The following is a 20,494-nucleotide window of genomic DNA, read 5'->3' on the forward strand; positions in this document are numbered from 1 at the left end:
ATTGGTGGTGTGATGTTTTACTATTATGTGATTACACTTCTTGTTATTGCACTTATAGCGATTGTAATGTTTATATGAATGATGTAAGTAAGTTCCCTTACCGCATCTAGGACATTTAGGATTATTTAGTTTAGGACGTCCGTCACCGTCGCCTATGGCGAATTGGCGCTTACACTGCTTACATTGATACTTTTGTTTAGCCTGCTTATTCATACCAAACTTGTATAGTTTATCAGAATTACAGCGTGGGCATTTTATATTAGTTTTGCTCATTGTTCTTCTCTCCTTTTCGAAGGGGGTATTATTTAGTATCGCAAACTTATTGTATTTCCTTAGGTTGAGAAGAGCAATGTTCATATAACTTAACAGATCGAGGATTCTAGTGAGGGGGCGAAATGAAAAAATTCTGTTGTATTTTATTATGGTAGGATTACCGATTATAGCTATAACTTGATAATAGTAATTGGATATAAAGTTGTTCTGATTGATAGAAAAAGAAGAATTATTTCTAAAGTATGAGGAAATAGATCTTAAGGTTTGATAAATCTTATTTCAAATAATAACTTTATTTGGTATGTTGTATGTTATAATTATATTAGGTAATAGTAGTTGATAACTTTAAATTTAAACATATTTATAATGTCTGAGATAAATATGTTTAAATTTAATTATTAAAGTAGAAAAAATAAATTAATTTAATTGTCGACCTAACATATGGTTAAAACATAGGGGGGAGACAATGTTATATAAATTCAATATTAGGGGTTGAATAAGTCTAAATATTTTATTTGAAAATATCTATAAAATTTACAAAATATAGAGATAGACAGAAATAAGGGATATATAATAAGAAAATCAGAGTTTAAGAGCGGACGCATAGTAGTAGCTCCATATTGGAATGTAAATTTAGCAGATGGTGGAATTGATGTAGTTGGTAGTTTAATAGTAGTAGCTCCATATTGGAATGTAAATCAGGAATACTTTACTTAATATTGAGAACAGTCCGAACATAGTAGTAGCTCCATATTGGAATGTAAATAATGATCCACAAGATACAGATCCAATTGACATAACAATAGTAGTAGCTCCATATTGGAATGTAAATTTTAGATATTGGAGAAAGTGTAACAGTATCAAAAGGATAGTAGTAGCTCCATATTGGAATGTAAATTACAAAAACATGAACAAAGAATATAAAGAACAATACATAGTAGTAGCTCCATATTGGAATGTAAATCTAGTTGAATCATATTTAACTTTGCAAATGTAGCTAATAGTAGTAGCTCCATATTGGAATGTAAATGCAGCTTTTAATAAGAATCCATTTTTAAATAAATTCATAGTAGTAGCTCCATATTGGAATGTAAATGTTTGAATAGCCATAAACCCACCTCCTAATCATTTAATAGTAGTAGCTCCATATTGGAATGTAAATAGGATTTGCAAAACAGAATTATACCATGTTAGATAAATAGTAGTAGCTCCATATTGGAATGTAAATGTAGAATTAATAGATTCTTTTATTGAGGATTATCCAATAGTAGTAGCTCCATATTGGAATGTAAATATTATAATTAGAATGGAAATAAAGAATAATAGAATGTTAATAGATTATTATTTATGAGTCAAAGAGTTAAAAAATAAGAAAATAAAAAATAGAAATTACATTTACATAATATACCTTATGTAGTAAAATATATATTATAAGAGATTTACTTATAATTTTTTTAAATATAGTATCTTCATATTGGAATGTAGAATATGCTGTAAATTATAGTATAAATATTTTGTAGTAGTACCATAGTGGAATGTTTATATAATTCTATAATTAAAAAATAGTAGATAAAACAATGGGTGAGGTGATAATAAAAATAAAGTATGAATTAACAAAATAAAAGGAGGAATAAAATGAGATTTACTTTAACCTTAGAATTAGAGAAAAGTAGTTTTCCTATTGATTATAGAAGTATAGTCTTAAGTTTTATAAAAAATGCAATATCAAAATGCAATGATGGAAAATATTATGATAGATTTTTTAAGGATACTAATCAAAAGGATTATTGCTTTTCAGTAATACTACCTAAATCAAGATTTACTAAAGATGAAATAAAGTTGGAAAATAATAAGTTAAAAATACTTTTTTCAACAGGAGATGCAGAAAAAACAGGATTAATTTTATTTAATGCTTTTATTTTGCAAAAGAATAAAACGTTTTCACTACCGAACAAAAATTCAATGATATTAAAAAGTATAACAAATCAAAAGCAAGATTTAATAGTAAACTCAAGAGCTATATTTAAAACTACAATAGGTAGTGGTATATGTGTTAGAGAACATAATAGAGAAAATAATAGTGATAAGTATTATGTTTTTAGTGATGCTGATTTTAGAGAAAAATTAAACAATGTAATAAGTAATCAAGTGAGACAAGCTGGATTTAGTGAGGATGAAATTAATAAAATAAAAGTTAGTCCAATTCAATGCAAAAAGGTTGTTGTAAAGCATTACGGGAGATATATAGACATAACAACAGGTATGTTTGAAATTCAGGCAAATAATGAAATATTACAATATTTTTATGATCAAGGAATTGGTAGCAGAAAGTCAGCAGGTTTTGGAATGATAGATTTGATAACACAAGATCTACTATAAGAAAGGAGGTAAATATGAAAACAAATTTACAGAATAGCAATTATGATACTAAGTTAGAAGCATCTGATTGGAGAAGTTCTGCTAGTATATTAGGACTATTGCAATATTTTAACTATCATAATTTAAGCTATCATAAAGAAGAAGATTATATTTTATATAATAGTTCTGATATTAGAGAAGAAAAATATTTGGAATTTGTCGAAGATAAATATGGACAAGAGTTTCATCATAAAATTGTTGAAAATATACTTTCTAATGAAGAAATAACTAATGAACAGATAAAGATAGTTAATGATAAATTGGTAGCTAATACTATAATGAAAAAATGCTTTAATAAAATTAAATTTGAAAATAAAAATAAACAATATATATTAGATATCATTGAAGAAAATAGAGCTGATATTATAAGAGAAACATTTAGAAGTAAAAAAAATATGTATGCTAATTATGCTAATACAAACCAATTATTTAATGATTCACAAGAGTATTGTAGATTATTAGGATATTGTATTGATGTAGGTAAAAAAGGAAAATCGACAGGATATAATTTTGATAATAGCAAATTTATGGGAAATGATATGATAGAAATGGATTTTATTCCATTTGCTTTTGTAGGAAATAGAGAAGCATTCTTTATTAATGATAATTATACAATTGATAGGTTAAAAGTATCAAATGAAACATTTGAAAGAATAATAAGAAAAAATATAGATGAGAATAATGGCAAATTAGATACTAGACAAGCATTATTTAGAGGTATTGTGGAATCAATAGATTTTATACAAAGAGATGTTGAAATAATATTTAAGGATATAAACAAGGGGTATTTTGAAACATTGTACTTAAGAAAAGATAGTATTGACATATTTAAAGCACTAGATAGAGAAAAGATAGATTATAACTCATTTAATACTGCTTATAAGGTAAATGATAAATATTATAGAAATATTCAAAAAGAAGTAATGGAATGTATTATGAACAACATGGTGCTAGATAATTTAATAGAATTATGTTTAAAAGGAAATAGAAATTACTTAGCAACTCAACTTATAAAAACAAATATTTTAATAAGGGGAAATAAATGTATGAAGGATAGGTTAAAAGGGGCTTATGCTTGCTCAAAAAAAGTAGCAGGCGCTTTAGAAAAAAATAAGATTGAAAGTTATAGACAAAAATTAACTAGTTCCATAATATTTAAAGATTACGATAGAGTATGTCAAATACTACTTCAATTGTCGAATTATTCAGGAGTAGAATTTGGATTTATTTATGACTTATTTGATGATTTTGAATCAAATAAAGATTTAGCATATACATTTATCAATGCGTTGTCAAAGAATACAAATAGTAATGAAAATGAATAGGTAGGGGTGGAGAAATGAATAAAAAAGCGCTAACTTTAACAGTTGTAGCAAATATGACTTCAAATTATGGAGAAGGTTTAGGAAATATAGCAAGTGTGCAAAAGATATTTAAGAATAGAAAAGTATATACAATAAGAAGTAGAGAAAGTTTGAAAAATGCAATAATGGTTCAAAGTGGAATGTATGATGATTTACAAACAGATGTAAATGGAGCAACACAAAAGATGGTAAATAAAGAGCTAAATGCTTCTAATTGTAGAGCTCTTGAAGGTGGATATATGAGTACTAAGGGTACTACTAATATTAGAAAAAGTTCTTTTTACTTAACAGATGCTATTTCTTGTGAAAGCTTTGTAAATGAAACAAGATTTCATAATAATTTATATTTAGCTAATAATTATGCTAACGCAAATAAAATAAATTTACAAGAAAAAGCTGTAGAGGCAGGTCTAATGCCTTATCAATATGAATATGACAAATCTTTAAAGGTTTACAGTATAACTGTTGATTTAGAGATGATAGGGAAAGATGAAAATTTTGCAGGAGAAGACGGGTATAAAGAAGCTGATAATAATGAAAAAGCAGCAAGAGTAAATGCTATATTAGATGCTATAGAAAATTTAAGCTTAACAGTAAAGGGAAACCTAGATAATTCAGAGCCTGTATTTATTGTAGGTGGACTATCAGATAGAAAAACGCATTATTTTGAGAATGTAGTTAAGGTAGAAGAGGATAAGTTAGTAATATCACAAGATTTAAAAGAAAAAATTGGAAAAGGATATTATGTTGGTTTATTAGAAGGAAAAGCATTTCAAAATGAGAATGAAATAAAAAGAGAATTAGAGCCTAAATCGATTGTGGAATTTTTTGATATAGTTAGAAGTGAAGTAAATGCTTACTTTAATGCAGAATAATAGTAAGAGAAAGCAGGTAAATTATGAAAGCATTAAGAATAGTACTTACTCAAAGTAGTGCTAATTATAAAAGAGAAGAGACGTTAGATAATAAAATGACATATCCACTCCCTCCAATTTCAACTATTATAGGTGCAATTCATAATGCATGTAATTACAAAGAGTATCATCCAATGGATATAAGTGTACAAGGCAAGTTTGAGTCTATGCATAAAGAGCCGTACACAGATTATTGTTTTTTAAATTCAGTAATGGACGATAGAGGAATATTGGTTAAGATGAGAAATGAAATCCTTTTATCAACTGCCTTCGAAAAAGTGGCAAGTGCTAAAAAGTCACAGGGAAATAGTTTTAGAAAGGGAATCACTATACAGGTATACAATGAGCAATTGTTAAAAGAGTATAGAGATTTAAGAGATTTAAAGGATAAAATAGATATCTATAAAAAAGGTGAATTTAAAGAAAAATTAGATTTGATAAAAACTGAAAAATTAGAGTTATTAGCCAAAAAGAAAACGTTAGATAAAAAATCTAAAGAGTTTTTAGAGGTATCTGAAAAAGAAAAGGAAATTAAAGCTAGAGAAAAAGAAATGAAACAAAAGCAAAAAAATTATGAATTAGAAGAATATACTAAACCTATTTCAAAGTTTAGATCGTTAACAACATCATTAAAGTTTTATGAAATATTAAATAATATAGAACTTGTCATTCATGTAAGAACAGATGAAAAGACTTTAAAAGAAGTTGAAGAAAATATATATAATTTAAAATCTATAGGTAGAAGTGAAGATTTTGTAGATGTAAAAGAAGCTGAAATAGTAACCTTGATTGAAGACTATGAGGGAGAAGTTAGAAGTAATTACTCTGCATATTTAAGCTATGAAGATGTTAAAAATGAAAGAGTATGGTTTGATAATATAAGAAGTGGCATAGAGGTTAGTGGTACAAAATATTATTTAAACAAAAACTATGACATTATATATGGTAAGAGACAATTTCAAAAAAGAAAGGTATTATATGCATCACAATACTATATAGAAGAAACTAGCGAAAATATATTTATAGATAAGGCTGATGAAAAAGAGTATATAGTAAATTTCATTTAATAATAAGCAGTAGGGAGTTCCTACTGCTTTATAATTAGGGGGTAAAATGGAAGAGAGATTTAAAATATTAGATATTAAAACTTTAGAGTTAATAGAGAATAAGTTAGCAAAGCCAGATAAAACTATAAAGCAGCATACAGAAGAATTATTAAAATGTTTAGATTTATTATTAGAACTTGGGTATATAAAAAAGGGTGAGATTTATAATTTAGTAGAAAAAGCTTGTATATATCATGATTTAGGAAAATTAAATGATGAATTTCAAAAAAGGGTAAAAAGTAAAACTTTAAAGTTTAATGAAGATAAAGAGGTTGTACATAATGTTCTATCTTTATATTTTATAGATAGCAAAATGTTTACTACTGAAGCTGATTATTTAAAAGTTGCTCATAGTGTTTTAAATCATCATAGCTATGGGAATGTTTTTGAAATTTTAAATGAAAAGGAAGAATTAATTAAAAGCTTAGTAAAAGATTTTAATATTTACAAAATCAAGAGGTCTATAAAAACAAAATTAGTAAAAAAAGAATTAATAAATAATCCTGAAACTATAAAAATAAAAGGATATCTTCATAAGTGTGACTATAGTGCAAGTGCTGGAAATGTAGCTGAGTATCCTAACAGTTTTTTAGAAGAAGCATTAAAAAATCTTTTAATTAAATGGAAAAAGGAAAATAACAATACAAAATGGAATGAGCTACAAAAGTTTGCTTTAGAAAATAAAAATGAGAATATTATAGCAATAGCTCAAACTGGTATGGGAAAAACAGAAGCTGGCTTTTTATGGATGGGGAATACTAAGGGATTTTTCGTATTACCAATAAGAACAGCTATAAATGCAATTTATGATAGAGCTAGAAAGAATATATTGAATAATGACAAGATTGAAGAGAAAATTGCAATATTACATTCAAGTTCATTAGAGTATTATCTTAGAAATATAAGTAATGATATGAGTGAAAATGAAGATATATTAAATTATCATACGATAGGTAGACAATTATCTATACCAATAAATATTACAACAATGGATCAAATTTTTGATTTTGTATTTAAATATCCAAGTTATGAACTTAAGTTAACTACATTAGGTTATTCAAAAATAGTTATAGATGAAATACAAGCTTATAGTGCAGATTTATTAGCATATTTGATTTATGGATTGGAAAAAGTTAATGAACAAGGTGGTAAAATAGCAATACTTACAGCTACTTTACCACCATTTATAAAAGATTTATTAAAAAAGAATATGGATTTTAAGGAAAATGAAAATGCTTTTACTAGTGATGTAATAAGACATAATTTAAAAGTAATAAATGAAAGAATAAGTTCAGATGATATTTATGAAAAGTATAATGAAAATAAAAAACTAAATAAAAATAATAAGGTATTAATTGTATGTAATACAATAAAAGAAGCTCAAAAAATTTATAATCAATTAAAGGGTAAAGTAGATGAAAAAGAATTAAATATATTGCATAGTAAATTTATAAGAAAGGAAAGACTTGAAAAAGAAGAGGATATTATAGAGTTTGGAAAAACTTATGATGAAGAAAAGAATATTGATAAGAAAAGTGGAATTTGGATATCTACATCAATAGTTGAGGCTAGTTTAGATATAGATTTTGATTATTTATTTACAGAGTTACAGGATTTAAATTCTTTATTTCAAAGATTGGGTAGATGCAATAGAAAGGGTAAAAAAGATTCAAAAGATTATAATTGTTATGTATATACCAAGATAGAAGAATCTAATTTAGTTGATGGAAAAAGAGGATTTATTGATAGATCGTTATTTAATTTGTCAAAGGAAGCAATAGAAGATTTAGATGGACAGCTATCTGAAAAGGAAAAGGTTAGTTTGATAGAAAAATATTTAACAACAGAAAATTTAAAAGATAGTGATTATATGAGGAAATATAATAAGGAATATGAATTTATAAATGATATTGAACCATATAAATTTCAGGTAAATGATGTGAATTTGAGAAACATTTTATCAGAAGAAATTATTCCAAGTCCTATATACGAAAAATATCTTAGTGATATAACTGAGTTAGAGAATAAATTAAAGGATAGGGAAATTAGTATCATTGAAAGGGTAAAATTAAAAGATAAAATAAAGCAATATACAGTTTCAGTTCATCCAATTGATGTTAAAAATTATGAGTTTGCAGTACAAAGTGGTAAGGCTATTCATTATAAAAAAGTTATGTTGAGTAATAATGTTAAAGATTATATAAAAGTTATTGAATGTGAATATGATGAAGTTGGGTATAAAAGGATGAGGTATGATAAGCAAACTAGAAATTCAGCTATATGGTAATAGTTTTTAGTACAAATATTATTTAAGTGTTAGTGAGAGGTTAATATGAAAAAAGATGTTACTGGTGTAATGATTTATTATTATGAGGTTTGCAAGCGAAAGTTATGGTATTTTTGTAATGAGATTCAAATGGAGCAAGGGAATGAAAGTGTTGCTATTGGAAAAGCAATAGATGAAGAAACTTATCAAAGAGATGAAAAACATATAAACATTGATAACATAATAAATATTGATTTTATACGTTCTAAAGGTGTTTTGCATGAGGTTAAAAAAAGTAAAAAAATTGAAGAGGCTAGTATATTTCAGGTTAAATATTATCTATATTTCTTAAAAAATAGAGGGGTAGATAATATAAAAGCTAAAATAGATTATCCATTACTTAAACAAAGCATTGAGGTAACTCTTACGGATGAAGATATAAGAGTTATTGAAAATATTTTATTGGATATACAAAAAATAATAAAAGATAGTAAGCCACCGGTATTAGATAAAAAAAGAATATGTAAGGCTTGTGCTTATTATGATTTGTGCTTTATATAAGGGGGTAAGGATTAATGAAAAGAAGCTATTACATTTATAATAATGGTACTTTAAAGAGAAAGGATAATTCAATTGCTTTTGTTGATGAATTTGGTGAGAGAAAATATATACCAATAGAAACTGTTAATGAGATATATGTAATGTCGGAAATGGACTTCAACACTAATTTAATAAATTATTTATCTCAATATGATGTAGTTATTCATTTTTTTAATTATTATAGTTTTTATACTGGAAGTTTTCAGCCAAAGGAAAAATTAGTATCTGGAAATCTGTTAGTTAATCAAGTGAATCATTATAGTGATAGCGATAAAAGGTTAGAAATAGCTAAAAGGTTTATAGATGGAGCAAGTTATAATATTTATAGAAATTTAAGGTATTACAATGGAAGAGGAAAAGATGTACAGGCATATATGGATAAGATAGAAGCCATAAGAAAACATATATACAGAAGTAATAGTATAAATGAATTGATGGGATATGAAGGAAATATACGTAAGGTATATTATGAAGCATGGAATATAATAATTGATCAAAATATTGATTTTAAAAAGAGAGTTAAGAATCCGCCAGATAATATGATAAATACTTTAATTTCTTTTGTAAATACGTTAATTTACACAAAGGTACTAGGTTCAATATATCACACTCAATTAAATCCAACAGTTAGTTATTTGCATGAACCAGGGGAAAGGAGATTTTCTTTAAGTTTAGATATTGCAGAAATATTTAAACCAATACTGGCAGATAGACTTATATTTTCTTTGTTGAATAAGAAGCAAATTACTGAAAAGAGTTTTACAAAGGAGTTAAATTATTTGCATTTAACAAAAGAAGCATCAAGAATTATAGTAGCTGAGTTAGATGAAAGGTTGCAAACTACAATAAAACATAAAGAGTTAAATAAAAGTGTATCGTATGAATATTTAATGAGATTAGAGTGCTATAAACTAATAAAGCATTTGTTAGGTGAAAAGGAATATGATCCATTTAAAATTTGGTGGTAAGGGGATTGAATAAATGTATGTTATACTAGTTTATGATATAAAAACAGATGATGGTGGTCAAAGGGTGTTAAATAGAACATTTAAAATATGTAAAAAATATTTATGTCATATACAAAACTCTGTTTTTGAAGGTGAGTTATCAGAAGCACAAATTGTCAAACTTAATTATGAATTAAAAAAGGTTGTAAGGGATGATAGAGATTCTATAATTCTATTTAAGAGTAGGAGCGATAGATGGTTGAGCAAGGAGATGTGGGGTAAAGATGATGATAAGACTAGTAATTTTATTTGATTGTCGACCACAGATAGTGTTAAAATATAGGGGGATAGACAAGAGTAGATAAATACTAGGTTGTAAGATGAATATTGCTAATAGTTTGAGATTTTAAATATTGTTGATATGAAAATTTATTATAGGTAGACAAAAAGTAATGATATTGAATAGAAAAATCAGCTTATAAGAGTTGTCGGATTTAAGTAGTACCATATTGGAATGTAAATTTAGAGTATGTAGCAACTGCATCAGCTTTTGTAGTTGGATTTAAGTAGTACCATATTGGAATGTAAATCTTGCTTTTAACTTTATATTTTGTTTTATAAAACTGATTTAAGTAGTACCATATTGGAATGTAAATAGAATTATCTCGCCGATTAGCTGTTTAGCTATAATTCATTTAAGTAGTACCATATTGGAATGTAAATATGACTCTTGCAGAATTTCAGGAGTGGATATTAGCTAATTTAAGTAGTACCATATTGGAATGTAAATTATTAACACCTCACTATTTATTATTAATCTTGTGTAATTTAAGTAGTACCATATTGGAATGTAAATACTGGCTATACTTCAAGTGGACTAGTTAGAGAAACATTTAAGTAGTACCATATTGGAATGTAAATTTGATTCTAATTCATTTAATAAGTTGTTTCTTTTTTATTTAAGTAGTACCATATTGGAATGTAAATAAAACAATTACTATTGACAATAAAGAGTACGAAATTATTTAAGTAGTACCATATTGGAATGTAAATTCAGTAATATCTATTGATATAACAGATAATACTGAAATTTAAGTAGTACCATATTGGAATGTAAATCAAGAAGTTTATATTGACCAAATAATTTTTTAAAATATTTAAGTAGTACCATATTGGAATGTAAATAGTAAACAAGCCACTTACAAGAGTTTTTAAAATTAAATTTAAGTAGTACCATATTGGAATGTAAATCAAAGTAATAAAAGTGTAGAACCAACAAAAGGAATATTTAAGTAGTACCATATTGGAATGTAAATAAAATTAAAGCCATAAGGGGAACAAGTAACCATTTTATTTAAGTAGTACCATATTGGAATGTAAATAAGAAACTCTTAAATGATAGTTGTCCAACAACCAAATTTAAGTAGTACCATATTGGAATGTAAATTAATTCTGAATCAAATATTTCATCAACAGTTTGACCATCATTTAAGTAGTACCATATTGGAATGTAAATTGAGTTTCTATCAAATTGAGCCATTATTTCACCGTATTTAAGTAGTACCATATTGGAATGTAAATTATGACGATGTTTTTAAAGAAGTAAATAAAAATGAGAATTTAAGTAGTACCATATTGGAATGTAAATATTCTAAAATAGAAAATGATGAATTAGTTGGGGAACTATTTAAGTAGTACCATATTGGAATGTAAATTCAAGCATTAAAACTCTTCCTTTTCTCTTATCCTATTTAAGTAGTACCATATTGGAATGTAAATTATTTTCTTTACTTAAATTGTAATAAGCACTTGCAATTTAAGTAGTACCATATTGGAATGTAAATGTAAGAAGTAAATACCCCTTATCAACATTAAAATTTAATTTAAGTAGTACCATATTGGAATGTAAATTTGCATTGTTGCTATCCCTCTTTGTTAATGTTTTAGATTTAAGTAGTACCATATTGGAATGTAAATTGCTGTTTATCGAGATTTAGTGCAATAAAAAAAGTGTATTTAAGTAGTACCATATTGGAATGTAAATTATGGTCAAGCAAATTATAAAGATATAGCATATTGTATTTAAGTAGTACCATATTGGAATGTAAATCTAGCTACTGACATAAGACCAAACTTAATAATACTTATTTAAGTAGTACCATATTGGAATGTAAATTAAAACTCCTGTAGTAGTTCAGTTTATCGGAATTGTATTTAAGTAGTACCATATTGGAATGTAAATTGTGAGTGTAGCTTTTAACGGCTATTCAATATTAAAATTTAAGTAGTACCATATTGGAATGTAAATATGGTACTGTAAGGAAGTTAGAAAAGGGATTGAAGATTTAAGTAGTACCATATTGGAATGTAAATTTAGAGAAAGTGCTATAGAAGCATCTTCTGCAGAAATTTAAGTAGTACCATATTGGAATGTAAATGGAGACTATGAAAGATGTGTGGTCTACCTCAGTTAATTTAAGTAGTACCATATTGGAATGTAAATTTTCCTGCGGTTGAAAATTTAAAATCGTAATTTCTATATTTAAGTAGTACCATATTGGAATGTAAATTGATTATTACATTCTTGTTGTAATCTTCTGATCCAATATTTAAGTAGTACCATATTGGAATGTAAATTTCGTAGTAAATATTAAACTTTGTTCATCATCAACATTTAAGTAGTACCATATTGGAATGTAAATGAGTATAGTGAAACTTTGAGTAAACTAGCTAGTTTACATTTAAGTAGTACCATATTGGAATGTAAATCTAGTAATTACTTTAGTGTGTTCAAAATTTACATTCATTTAAGTAGTACCATATTGGAATGTAAATTTTTCTTTTGTTCCACTTTTTAAATAGCATGACCCAATTTAAGTAGTACCATATTGGAATGTAAATTCATTTTACCTGCGTTATCTGCTCCTGAGTAAAACTATTTAAGTAGTACCATATTGGAATGTAAATATTTGAACAACATTGTTTTCTACCTTTACTACTGTAATTTAAGTAGTACCATATTGGAATGTAAATAGGGGAAATAGAAGGCTTCCAAGAATTTAAAAGACAAATTTAAGTAGTACCATATTGGAATGTAAATACTTTCAAAACAATGACGGTGTGTTTACTATTGAACATTTAAGTAGTACCATATTGGAATGTAAATGAAGTTAAAGAAATGTTTATATCTGCTCTAAAAGCTGATTTAAGTAGTACCATGTTGGAATGTGAATTTTTTCTACAAATTACTTTTATTTTCTTTGTTTTTCATTTAAGTAGTACCATATTGGAATGTAAATATTATAAAAGTTTTTGGTACTGGAACTATAGAGTTAAATTTAAGTAGTACCATATTGGAATGTAAATAAAGCAGATGAAAACTCTACAAATTCAGCTTCACACATTTAAGTAGTACCATATTGGAATGTAAATGTAGGTAAAAATGGAATAACAATAGAAGATGTAAATCATTTAAGTAGTACCATATTGGAATGTAAATAAATACTACGGGACAGGCTTTGATGTTATAGACTTCTATTTAAGTAGTACCATATTGGAATGTAAAAGAGAGATATGAAAAGAATATAAAAGAAATATTTGTAAATCTAAAAGTTTAAGAAATTTAATAAGATTGATGACTTTTAAAAGTTAATAATATTTCATTATTTGTATAGAGTAAATACAGCGGATAAAGTACATTTAATGAATATAACATCAAAATATATATTTAAAAATACTAAACTAATAAAAGTACTAAAGAAAATTTGAAAATTACCATAAGGTATATTATACTAAAAACTGAAAAACTTAATATGGACAGTTCATTAAGACCATCCTGTCCTTAAACAAAACTAGGCTAAGAAATATTAAATAGATTAAAAAGTTAAGGTTTATTTTATTATGCTAGTTTGTGTAATAAAATAAACCTTTTTTATTTAATAAAATAAGGCCTAAAAATATTAAATAGGAGTGATAAGTATGAATAAGAAAGCAGTAGTTGTATTTAGTGGAGGCCAAGATTCTACAACATGTTTATTTTGGGCCCTTAAAGAATTTGATGAAGTAATAGCAGTTACATTTAATTATAATCAGAGGCATAGCTTAGAAATTGAGTGTGCAAAAAATATTGCAAAGGAATTAGGGGTAGAGCATCATATTTTAGATATGGATTTATTAAATCAATTAGCTCCAAATGCTCTTACTCGTAATAATATAGAAATAAAAGAAGGAGAAGGCAAAGAGCCACCATCAACTTTTGTTGAAGGACGTAATATGTTATTTTTAACTTTTGCTGCAGTTTTAGCAAAAGTAAAGGGGGCAAAACATATTGTAACAGGTGTATGTGAAACAGATTTTAGCGGATATCCTGATTGTAGAGATGTATTTATTAAATCACTTAATGTTACACTTAATTTAGCTATGAATTATGATTTTGTAGTTCATACTCCTTTAATGTGGATAGATAAGGCACAAACTTGGGAACTTGCAGATAGCTTTGGAAAATTAGATTATATTAGAGAAAAAACTCTTACTTGTTATAATGGAATAATAGGTAATGGATGTGGAGAGTGTCCAGCTTGTAAATTAAGAAGAAATGGTCTAGAAAAGTATTTAAAAATAAAAGACAATAAATAATATTATAAATTTATTATTAAAATTAGGATTTATAAGAACATGTAATTATAAAAATTCAATCGCATACTATTTACTTTTATAATTTTAAATAGTATATTATGTATGTAGATTGGAGTGATATAATTGGATATAGATAATACTTGTGGAATGTTAATTAGGCAAATACACAATTCATTAGAAAAAATGTCAAATAAAGATTTAAAGGAAAAAGGATTAACTCTTGTACAAGTGTCAGCATTGTTTAGTATAAATGATACTGCAGAAAAGAAAGTAACATTTAAAGAGCTAGAAAAAATACTTCATCTTGCACAATCTACTACAGTAGGGATTATTTCAAGATTAGAACAAAAAAATCTTGTAACAAGCTATATTGATGATAATGATAAAAGAATTAAATATGTTAGAATTACAGAACTTGGTGAACAATGCTGTAAAGAAGCTGAAGATTCTATGTTAAAAACTGAAACATTCCTTTTATCTAATTTAACAGAAATAGAAAAAGTACTATTTAAGGATTTACTAGAAAAAGTTAATAATACTTTAAAATAAAATGCTCGTTTATATAAACGAGCATATAATAAAATATAATCAATCGCATACGATTGAATTTGAAGGGATTATAATGGAAAACAATAACTCTTTAGAGGCATTTAATTCAATGCCAGTATCGAAAGCGGTAATTAAGAATGCTATTCCAGCTATGATAGCAATGTTAATGGTTCTTATTTATAATTTGGCAGATACTTTTTTTATTGGTCAAACACATGATGCTTATCAAGTTGCAGCAGTTTCTCTTGCAACACCAGTATTTCTAATGTTTATGGCTGTAGGTACAGTTTTTGGGATTGGTGGTACATCGGTAATTTCTCGTGCTTTAGGAGAAGGCCGTAAGGAATATGCTAAAAAAGTATGTTCTTTTTGTATGTGGTCATGTGTAATTGTGGGTATTGCAATGTCTTTAGTGTTTTTAATTTTTATGGATCAAATTCTTTCTTTAATAGGTGCAAGTAGTGATACTTGGGATTTTGCAAGAAGTTATCTTATTATTGTATCTTTAAGTGGTCCTTTTGTACTTATTTCAAATTGTTATTCAAATATTTTACGTGCTGAAGGTCAAGCAAATAAAGCTATGATGGGTCAACTTATAGGCAATTTTCTTAATATTATACTTGATCCAATTATGATTTTAGGATTTGGATGGAATATAAAGGGTGCAGCAATAGCTACTGTTATTGGTAATTTAGCAGCAGCAGCATATTATATTCTTTATTTCATTAGGGGAAAATCATCTCTAAGTATAAATATTAATGATTTTTCAATTAAAGATAAAATATGTAGTGGTGTTTTAATTATAGGTATTCCAGCTTCTCTTGCGTCAGTTATGATGAGTATTTCACAAATTATAATGAACGGGCTTATGGCTGGATATGGCGATATGGCACTTGCTGGAATTGGAGTTGCAATGAAAGTAACTATGATTACAGGAATGATTTCAATGGGAATTGGGCAAGGAGTTCAGCCTTTATTAGGTTATTGTGTTGGTGCTAATACATGGGATAGATTTAAGAAAATAATGAAATTTTCATTGATATTTTCTTTCTTACTTGGCTTAATACTTACAGTTTTATGTTATTTGTTTACAAATTCAATAGTTAGTGCATTTTTAACCGAACCTAGTGCATTTGATTATTCTGTACAATTTTCAAGAATATTGCTTACAACAAGTACATTTTTTGGAGTGTTCTATGTATTAACTAACGCTTTACAAGCTATGGGAGCAGCAGTTTCATCTTTAATTATTAATTTAAGTAGACAAGGACTTATATATATTCCTGCATTATTTATTTTAAGAGAAGCTTTAGGAATAACAGGTCTTGCATGGTCACAGCCTGTAGCAGATATTTTATCTATTTTGATAGCAATAGTTTTATATTTATGGGTATCTAAAAAGATGATGAAATTAGAAGAGGATAAGGAATATAAAGAGTATAAAATAAATTCAAACTAACATGTATATAATATAAATATTTTATAGGCTATAGATAAATTTATATAATTATCTATAGCCTATACTTATATAAGTTATTCTTCTAAACTAACTAGTTTTAAATTGCTTTTTCTGTTATCAAGAGGATTGTTGTTTATATGTTCAATCTTATGATTTTCTTCTCTTGGCATAATAATATCTTCAAGATGAATTCTTCCTTCAGGAGTATTTGCTACAACAGATATTTTATTATGAGATTTATGTAGCACCCAACTATATTTTTCATTGATAACAATAGGCAAATCTTCTTCAGATATTAAAGCAATGCCTTCCTTTTTACCAAACTTATCTTTTAAAATAATAGAAACAACACCATCTTTTTTCTCATATTCATTCATAGTATTTTGATTAAAAATCTCTAAGTTACACTTTCTATTATCTAATGTATCACCATTAATATATCTAATAGGAGCTTTAGGATTTACATTTAATATAACACTTTGAAGACTTTGTTTTAATGGTTTAGATTTTTTATTCTTTTTTGTTGAACTAATATTTTGCACTATGTAATTATTATAATCTTTATTCCATTCTGCAAACCAAGTTCCCATATTTTTTATCTTTTCTAAATTTTCAAGATCAATTTTAGTTATAAGCTCAGTTCCATCTTTTTTTAATACTGTAATATAAGCAACATCTTCTTTTACTTCATAGTAGTTACCTATATCATTAATAATTTTATTCAATTTTAACACCTCACTAATTTAATTAAAGTCACATAAGTATAGCAAAGTATTGGAAGAAAAGCAAAAAAATAATGAAATTTAAGTTGTTCATTAGTTATTATATAGAAAATTTATAAAATCTATGTGTTTAAGGATAGCAATTGAATAATAAAAAAATATATGTATTTCATTACTAGAAGTTTGGGTATTTGATAGTGATGATTAATGATAATATAAAGATATTATCAAAGAATAACGTTTACAAAGATAGTGTTATAATTGTAAATTTAGGTATTAATAATTGGAGGTAAGCAAATGAAATATAATAATCCTGTAATTAAAGGTTTTTATCCAGATCCAAGTGTTTGTAAGGTTGGAGATACATATTATCTTGTATGTAGCTCATTTCAATATTTTCCTGGAGTTCCCTTATTTGAAAGTAAGGATTTAGTTAATTGGAAACAAATTGGACATTGTTTAACAAGAAAGAGTCAAGTTCAACTTGATAAAATAAATAGTTCAGGGGGAGTTTTTGCTCCTACTATACGATATAATAATGGTCGTTTTTATATGACGACTACTAATGATACAACTCATCAGCACTTTTACGTATGGACAGATGATATTTATGGTGAATGGTCAGAGCCTATATATGTAGATCAAAGTGGAATTGATCCATCGCTATTTTTTGAAGATAATAAAACATATTTTATGAGTAATGGAATAGATGATTATGGAGTAAGTGGTATTGTTCAGTGTGAAATTGATATTGAAAGTGGTGAAAAGTTAACTCCAAGTAAAACAATTTGGACAGGATCAGGTGGACGTTATCTTGAAAGTCCACATATGTATAAAATTAATGGTAAGTACTATCTTGTTGCAGCAGAAGGAGGAACTGAATATGGCCATATGGTAACATATGCTAGAGCAGATTCTTTATATGGCAAATTTGAAGGTTATGAGAATAATCCAGTTTTGACTAATCGTAATTTAGGTGGATACGAAGTTCAAGGGGTAGGACATGGTGATCTTATTCAAGATAATTATGATAATTGGTGGCTTTTACATCTTGGATTCCGCCAAAGTGGACAGTGGGAAGCTTATCATCATTTAGGACGTGAAGTTTTCCTAACTCCAGTTATATTTGGAGAAGATGGCTGGTTTACGGCAGGTGATAATGGAAGGACTACTAAGAGCTTTGAGATTAATTATATAAATAATGATGTAATTCAAAAAGAAAAGAAACATTATACATTTGAAAATACTAAGTGGGATAATGATTGGTGTTATTTACGTATTCCTAATAAGAAAAACTATAAGCTTGATAAAAATAAGTTAATATTAAAAGGTACTGATATTACATTAGATGATGTTGATTCACCTACATTTATAGGAATAAGGCAAAGAGATTTCAATGCTACTATATCATGTAATGTTGAGATTACAGATGGTGAAGCAGGTATTACTCTATATATGGATGAAAATCACCATTATGATTTAGCAATACGTAAGTGTGAAAATGGGTATGAAGCAATTGAACGTCTTAATATTGGTGATATAAAATCAGTTGAAAAATCTATCTATCTAGAAAATAAAAATAATATTTCACTTATCATTAATGCAAGTAATAGCTATTATAGTTTTTCTATTAAAAGTGAAAATGAAGAAAGTATTCTTGGATATGCTAAAACAAGATATTTATCTTCAGAAGTTGCTGGTGGATTTACGGGTGTTGTAATTGGATTATATGCATGTGCATCAAATTCTTTTAATTATGCTGAATTCACAAACTTTAAGTGCATGTATAAATAATATAAGTAATAATATTTAATTTGTGTAAAGTATGATTTATCAAATAAGTTATGATTATCGGTATTATAAAGAATAAAAAAGAAAAGATAAAATACTAATGACATAAGAGCAATGCATTAGTATTTTATCTTTTTAGAAAAAGAAGCTTTTGGAATCTTTTCCTCACTATTAGTATGTCAATATTATTAGAAAAAATACATAAAAATTAATAGCTAAATATATAAAAGTTTTTAAGATTAAAAATAATAAATAAAAAATACCAACTTTTCAGCTAAAGATACTTTGTGTCTTTTGAAGTTAAAATAGTCTAGAGGTAGGATAGTGATATTCTATTTCTAGATTATATTTTTATTTAATTTTCTTAAAGAATTAGTTTAATAATAAGTATTTAGTATCAATGATAATTTTATTTTTACTCTTCAATAATAGATAAAAAACATTGACTTTAGAGTTAACTTAAATGGTATAGTGTAATTATATAAATTATAAGAAGATTACCATAAAAATATTAGTAAATACAAAATATTTAAGAGGTTATATTTAGAAAAATATATAATTAACTAAAGATAATTTTAACAGTTTTATATAACTACTATATTATTATGAAAGGGTGAGATTATGAGAGAGAAGTATAATAATTTAATTAATAGTCTAAAGGAAAAGGGAAAAATATGTATTGCATTTTCGGGGGGAGTAGACTCAACATTTTTATTAAAGGTTGCACAAAATGTTTTAGGAGAAAATGTATTAGCTATTACAGTTAGATCTTCTATGTATCCAGATAGGGAATTAAAAGAAAGTAAGGAATTTTGTAAGTCACTTAAAATAAAACATATATTTTTAGATGCAAATGAATACAGTGTACCAGAATTTGTAGCAAATAGTAAGGATAGATGTTATTTTTGTAAAAAAGGTATATTTTCTAAGGTAAAGGAAATAGCCAAAAAAGAAGGTTTTGATATTGTTGCAGATGGAAGTAATTTAGATGATGAAGGGGATTATAGACCAGGAATTAAAGCATTAAAGGAATTAGGAATAATTAGTCCATTAAAAGAAGCGGGACTAACTAAAAATGAAATAAGAGAATTATCTAAGGAATTAGGCTTATCAACATGGGACAAGCCTTCTATGGCATGTCTTGCTTCAAGAATACCTTATGGTAGTGTAATAACAAGAGAGAAGCTAAAGAAGATAGAAATTGCTGAAGAATTTTTATTGAGTAATAATTTTAAGCAATTTAGGGTAAGGTATTATGATGATTTAGCTAAAATAGAAGTATTAAAAGAAGATATTCCAAAAGTGTTACAACTATCAGAGGTAATTATAGCAAAATTTAAAGAAATAGGGTTTAATTATATAACTCTTGATTTAGAGGGTTATAGAACTGGAAGTATGAATGAAACATTAAGGTAATTAAATACTCATTTAACTTAAGTAATAATAAATT

The 20,494-nt window shown here is 26.4% G+C and carries 15 protein-coding genes and 2 CRISPR repeat arrays; of the genes, 13 read left to right on the forward strand and 2 right to left on the reverse strand.

Features of this window, described 5'->3' with window-relative positions:
• Positions 1-273, reverse strand: a 273-nt coding sequence (locus HCG70_RS12170) for an IS1 family transposase (protein ID WP_195952616.1), incomplete at its 3' end; no start/stop codon positions are given.
• A gap of 603 nt (positions 274-876) precedes the next feature.
• A CRISPR array of direct repeats spans positions 877-1,567; the repeat unit is 30 nt; unit sequence ATAGTAGTAGCTCCATATTGGAATGTAAAT.
• Between the two features lie 341 nt (positions 1,568-1,908).
• Between HCG70_RS12170 and cas6 the strand changes: the two genes are divergently transcribed.
• From cas6 to HCG70_RS12225, 11 genes are all read left to right on the forward strand, one after another.
• Positions 1,909-2,652, forward strand: a complete 744-nt coding sequence (cas6, locus tag HCG70_RS12175) for a CRISPR-associated endoribonuclease Cas6 (RefSeq protein WP_195951350.1) — start codon at positions 1,909-1,911, stop codon at positions 2,650-2,652.
• Positions 2,653-2,666: 14 nt separating this feature from the next.
• On the forward strand, positions 2,667-4,016 hold the full coding sequence (gene cas8a1 / locus HCG70_RS12180; protein WP_221697830.1) for a type I CRISPR-associated protein Cas8a1/Csx8: 1,350 nt from the start codon (positions 2,667-2,669) through the stop codon (positions 4,014-4,016).
• A 14-nt stretch (positions 4,017-4,030) separates the two neighbouring features.
• Entirely contained in the window at positions 4,031-4,930 is a 900-nt protein-coding gene (gene cas7i, locus HCG70_RS12185; RefSeq protein ID WP_221697831.1) for a type I-B CRISPR-associated protein Cas7/Cst2/DevR, read from the forward strand.
• 23 nt (positions 4,931-4,953) lie between these two features.
• The gene (cas5, locus tag HCG70_RS12190) at positions 4,954-6,036 is read left to right on the forward strand and encodes a CRISPR-associated protein Cas5 (protein ID WP_221697832.1); all 1,083 of its coding nucleotides are present in this window, start codon (positions 4,954-4,956) and stop codon (positions 6,034-6,036) included.
• A gap of 46 nt (positions 6,037-6,082) precedes the next feature.
• Positions 6,083-8,362, forward strand: coding sequence for a CRISPR-associated helicase Cas3' (cas3, locus tag HCG70_RS12195; RefSeq protein ID WP_195951346.1), 2,280 nt, complete (start codon positions 6,083-6,085; stop codon positions 8,360-8,362).
• Positions 8,363-8,407: 45 nt separating this feature from the next.
• A complete protein-coding gene (gene cas4 / locus HCG70_RS12200; RefSeq protein ID WP_195951345.1) occupies positions 8,408-8,902 on the forward strand; it encodes a CRISPR-associated protein Cas4 in 495 nt (164 codons plus the stop codon).
• A gap of 14 nt (positions 8,903-8,916) precedes the next feature.
• Positions 8,917-9,909, forward strand: a complete 993-nt coding sequence (gene cas1b, locus HCG70_RS12205) for a type I-B CRISPR-associated endonuclease Cas1b (protein WP_195951344.1) — start codon at positions 8,917-8,919, stop codon at positions 9,907-9,909.
• A gap of 13 nt (positions 9,910-9,922) precedes the next feature.
• A complete protein-coding gene (gene cas2, locus HCG70_RS12210; RefSeq protein WP_195951343.1) occupies positions 9,923-10,201 on the forward strand; it encodes a CRISPR-associated endonuclease Cas2 in 279 nt (92 codons plus the stop codon).
• A gap of 179 nt (positions 10,202-10,380) precedes the next feature.
• Positions 10,381-13,454: direct repeats of the CRISPR family, unit length 30 nt; unit sequence ATTTAAGTAGTACCATATTGGAATGTAAAT.
• A 412-nt stretch (positions 13,455-13,866) separates the two neighbouring features.
• Positions 13,867-14,523, forward strand: a complete 657-nt coding sequence (gene queC / locus HCG70_RS12215) for a 7-cyano-7-deazaguanine synthase QueC (protein ID WP_055291605.1) — start codon at positions 13,867-13,869, stop codon at positions 14,521-14,523.
• Positions 14,524-14,646: 123 nt separating this feature from the next.
• On the forward strand, positions 14,647-15,072 hold the full coding sequence (locus tag HCG70_RS12220; RefSeq protein WP_052330659.1) for a MarR family winged helix-turn-helix transcriptional regulator: 426 nt from the start codon (positions 14,647-14,649) through the stop codon (positions 15,070-15,072).
• A gap of 73 nt (positions 15,073-15,145) precedes the next feature.
• On the forward strand, positions 15,146-16,531 hold the full coding sequence (locus HCG70_RS12225) for an MATE family efflux transporter (RefSeq protein WP_154820668.1): 1,386 nt from the start codon (positions 15,146-15,148) through the stop codon (positions 16,529-16,531).
• A 74-nt stretch (positions 16,532-16,605) separates the two neighbouring features.
• On the opposite strand, the gene HCG70_RS12230 is transcribed toward HCG70_RS12225, so the two are convergent.
• Positions 16,606-17,256, reverse strand: coding sequence for a hypothetical protein (locus tag HCG70_RS12230; RefSeq protein WP_207743027.1), 651 nt, complete (start codon positions 17,254-17,256; stop codon positions 16,606-16,608).
• 294 nt (positions 17,257-17,550) lie between these two features.
• On the opposite strand from HCG70_RS12230, the gene HCG70_RS12235 reads away from it, so the two are divergent.
• Positions 17,551-19,047: a glycoside hydrolase family 43 protein gene (locus HCG70_RS12235; RefSeq protein WP_221697833.1), complete on the forward strand. Its 1,497-nt coding sequence runs from the start codon at positions 17,551-17,553 to the stop codon at positions 19,045-19,047.
• Positions 19,048-19,665: 618 nt separating this feature from the next.
• Positions 19,666-20,460 (forward strand): ATP-dependent sacrificial sulfur transferase LarE, encoded by a 795-nt coding sequence (gene larE, locus HCG70_RS12240; protein ID WP_154820670.1) that lies wholly within the window; start codon positions 19,666-19,668, stop codon positions 20,458-20,460.
• Positions 20,461-20,494: the final 34 nt, after the last annotated feature.

The organism is Clostridium sp. K04 (genome assembly GCF_019734375.1).
Taxonomy (GTDB): domain Bacteria; phylum Bacillota; class Clostridia; order Clostridiales; family Clostridiaceae; genus Clostridium; species Clostridium saudiense.

What these genes read in the sequence shown, in the direction of transcription:
- cas6 (WP_195951350.1), top strand. Translation starts at nt 1,909, where the DNA reads ATGAGATTTACTTTAACCTTAGAATTAGAGAAAAGTAGTTTTCCTATT.
- cas8a1 (WP_221697830.1), top strand. Translation starts at nt 2,667, where the DNA reads ATGAAAACAAATTTACAGAATAGCAATTATGATACTAAGTTAGAAGCA.
- cas7i (WP_221697831.1), top strand. Translation starts at nt 4,031, where the DNA reads ATGAATAAAAAAGCGCTAACTTTAACAGTTGTAGCAAATATGACTTCA.
- cas5 (WP_221697832.1), top strand. Translation starts at nt 4,954, where the DNA reads ATGAAAGCATTAAGAATAGTACTTACTCAAAGTAGTGCTAATTATAAA.
- cas3 (WP_195951346.1), top strand. Translation starts at nt 6,083, where the DNA reads ATGGAAGAGAGATTTAAAATATTAGATATTAAAACTTTAGAGTTAATA.
- cas4 (WP_195951345.1), top strand. Translation starts at nt 8,408, where the DNA reads ATGAAAAAAGATGTTACTGGTGTAATGATTTATTATTATGAGGTTTGC.
- cas1b (WP_195951344.1), top strand. Translation starts at nt 8,917, where the DNA reads ATGAAAAGAAGCTATTACATTTATAATAATGGTACTTTAAAGAGAAAG.
- cas2 (WP_195951343.1), top strand. Translation starts at nt 9,923, where the DNA reads ATGTATGTTATACTAGTTTATGATATAAAAACAGATGATGGTGGTCAA.
- queC (WP_055291605.1), top strand. Translation starts at nt 13,867, where the DNA reads ATGAATAAGAAAGCAGTAGTTGTATTTAGTGGAGGCCAAGATTCTACA.
- HCG70_RS12225 (WP_154820668.1), top strand. Translation starts at nt 15,146, where the DNA reads ATGGAAAACAATAACTCTTTAGAGGCATTTAATTCAATGCCAGTATCG.
- HCG70_RS12235 (WP_221697833.1), top strand. Translation starts at nt 17,551, where the DNA reads ATGAAATATAATAATCCTGTAATTAAAGGTTTTTATCCAGATCCAAGT.
- larE (WP_154820670.1), top strand. Translation starts at nt 19,666, where the DNA reads ATGAGAGAGAAGTATAATAATTTAATTAATAGTCTAAAGGAAAAGGGA.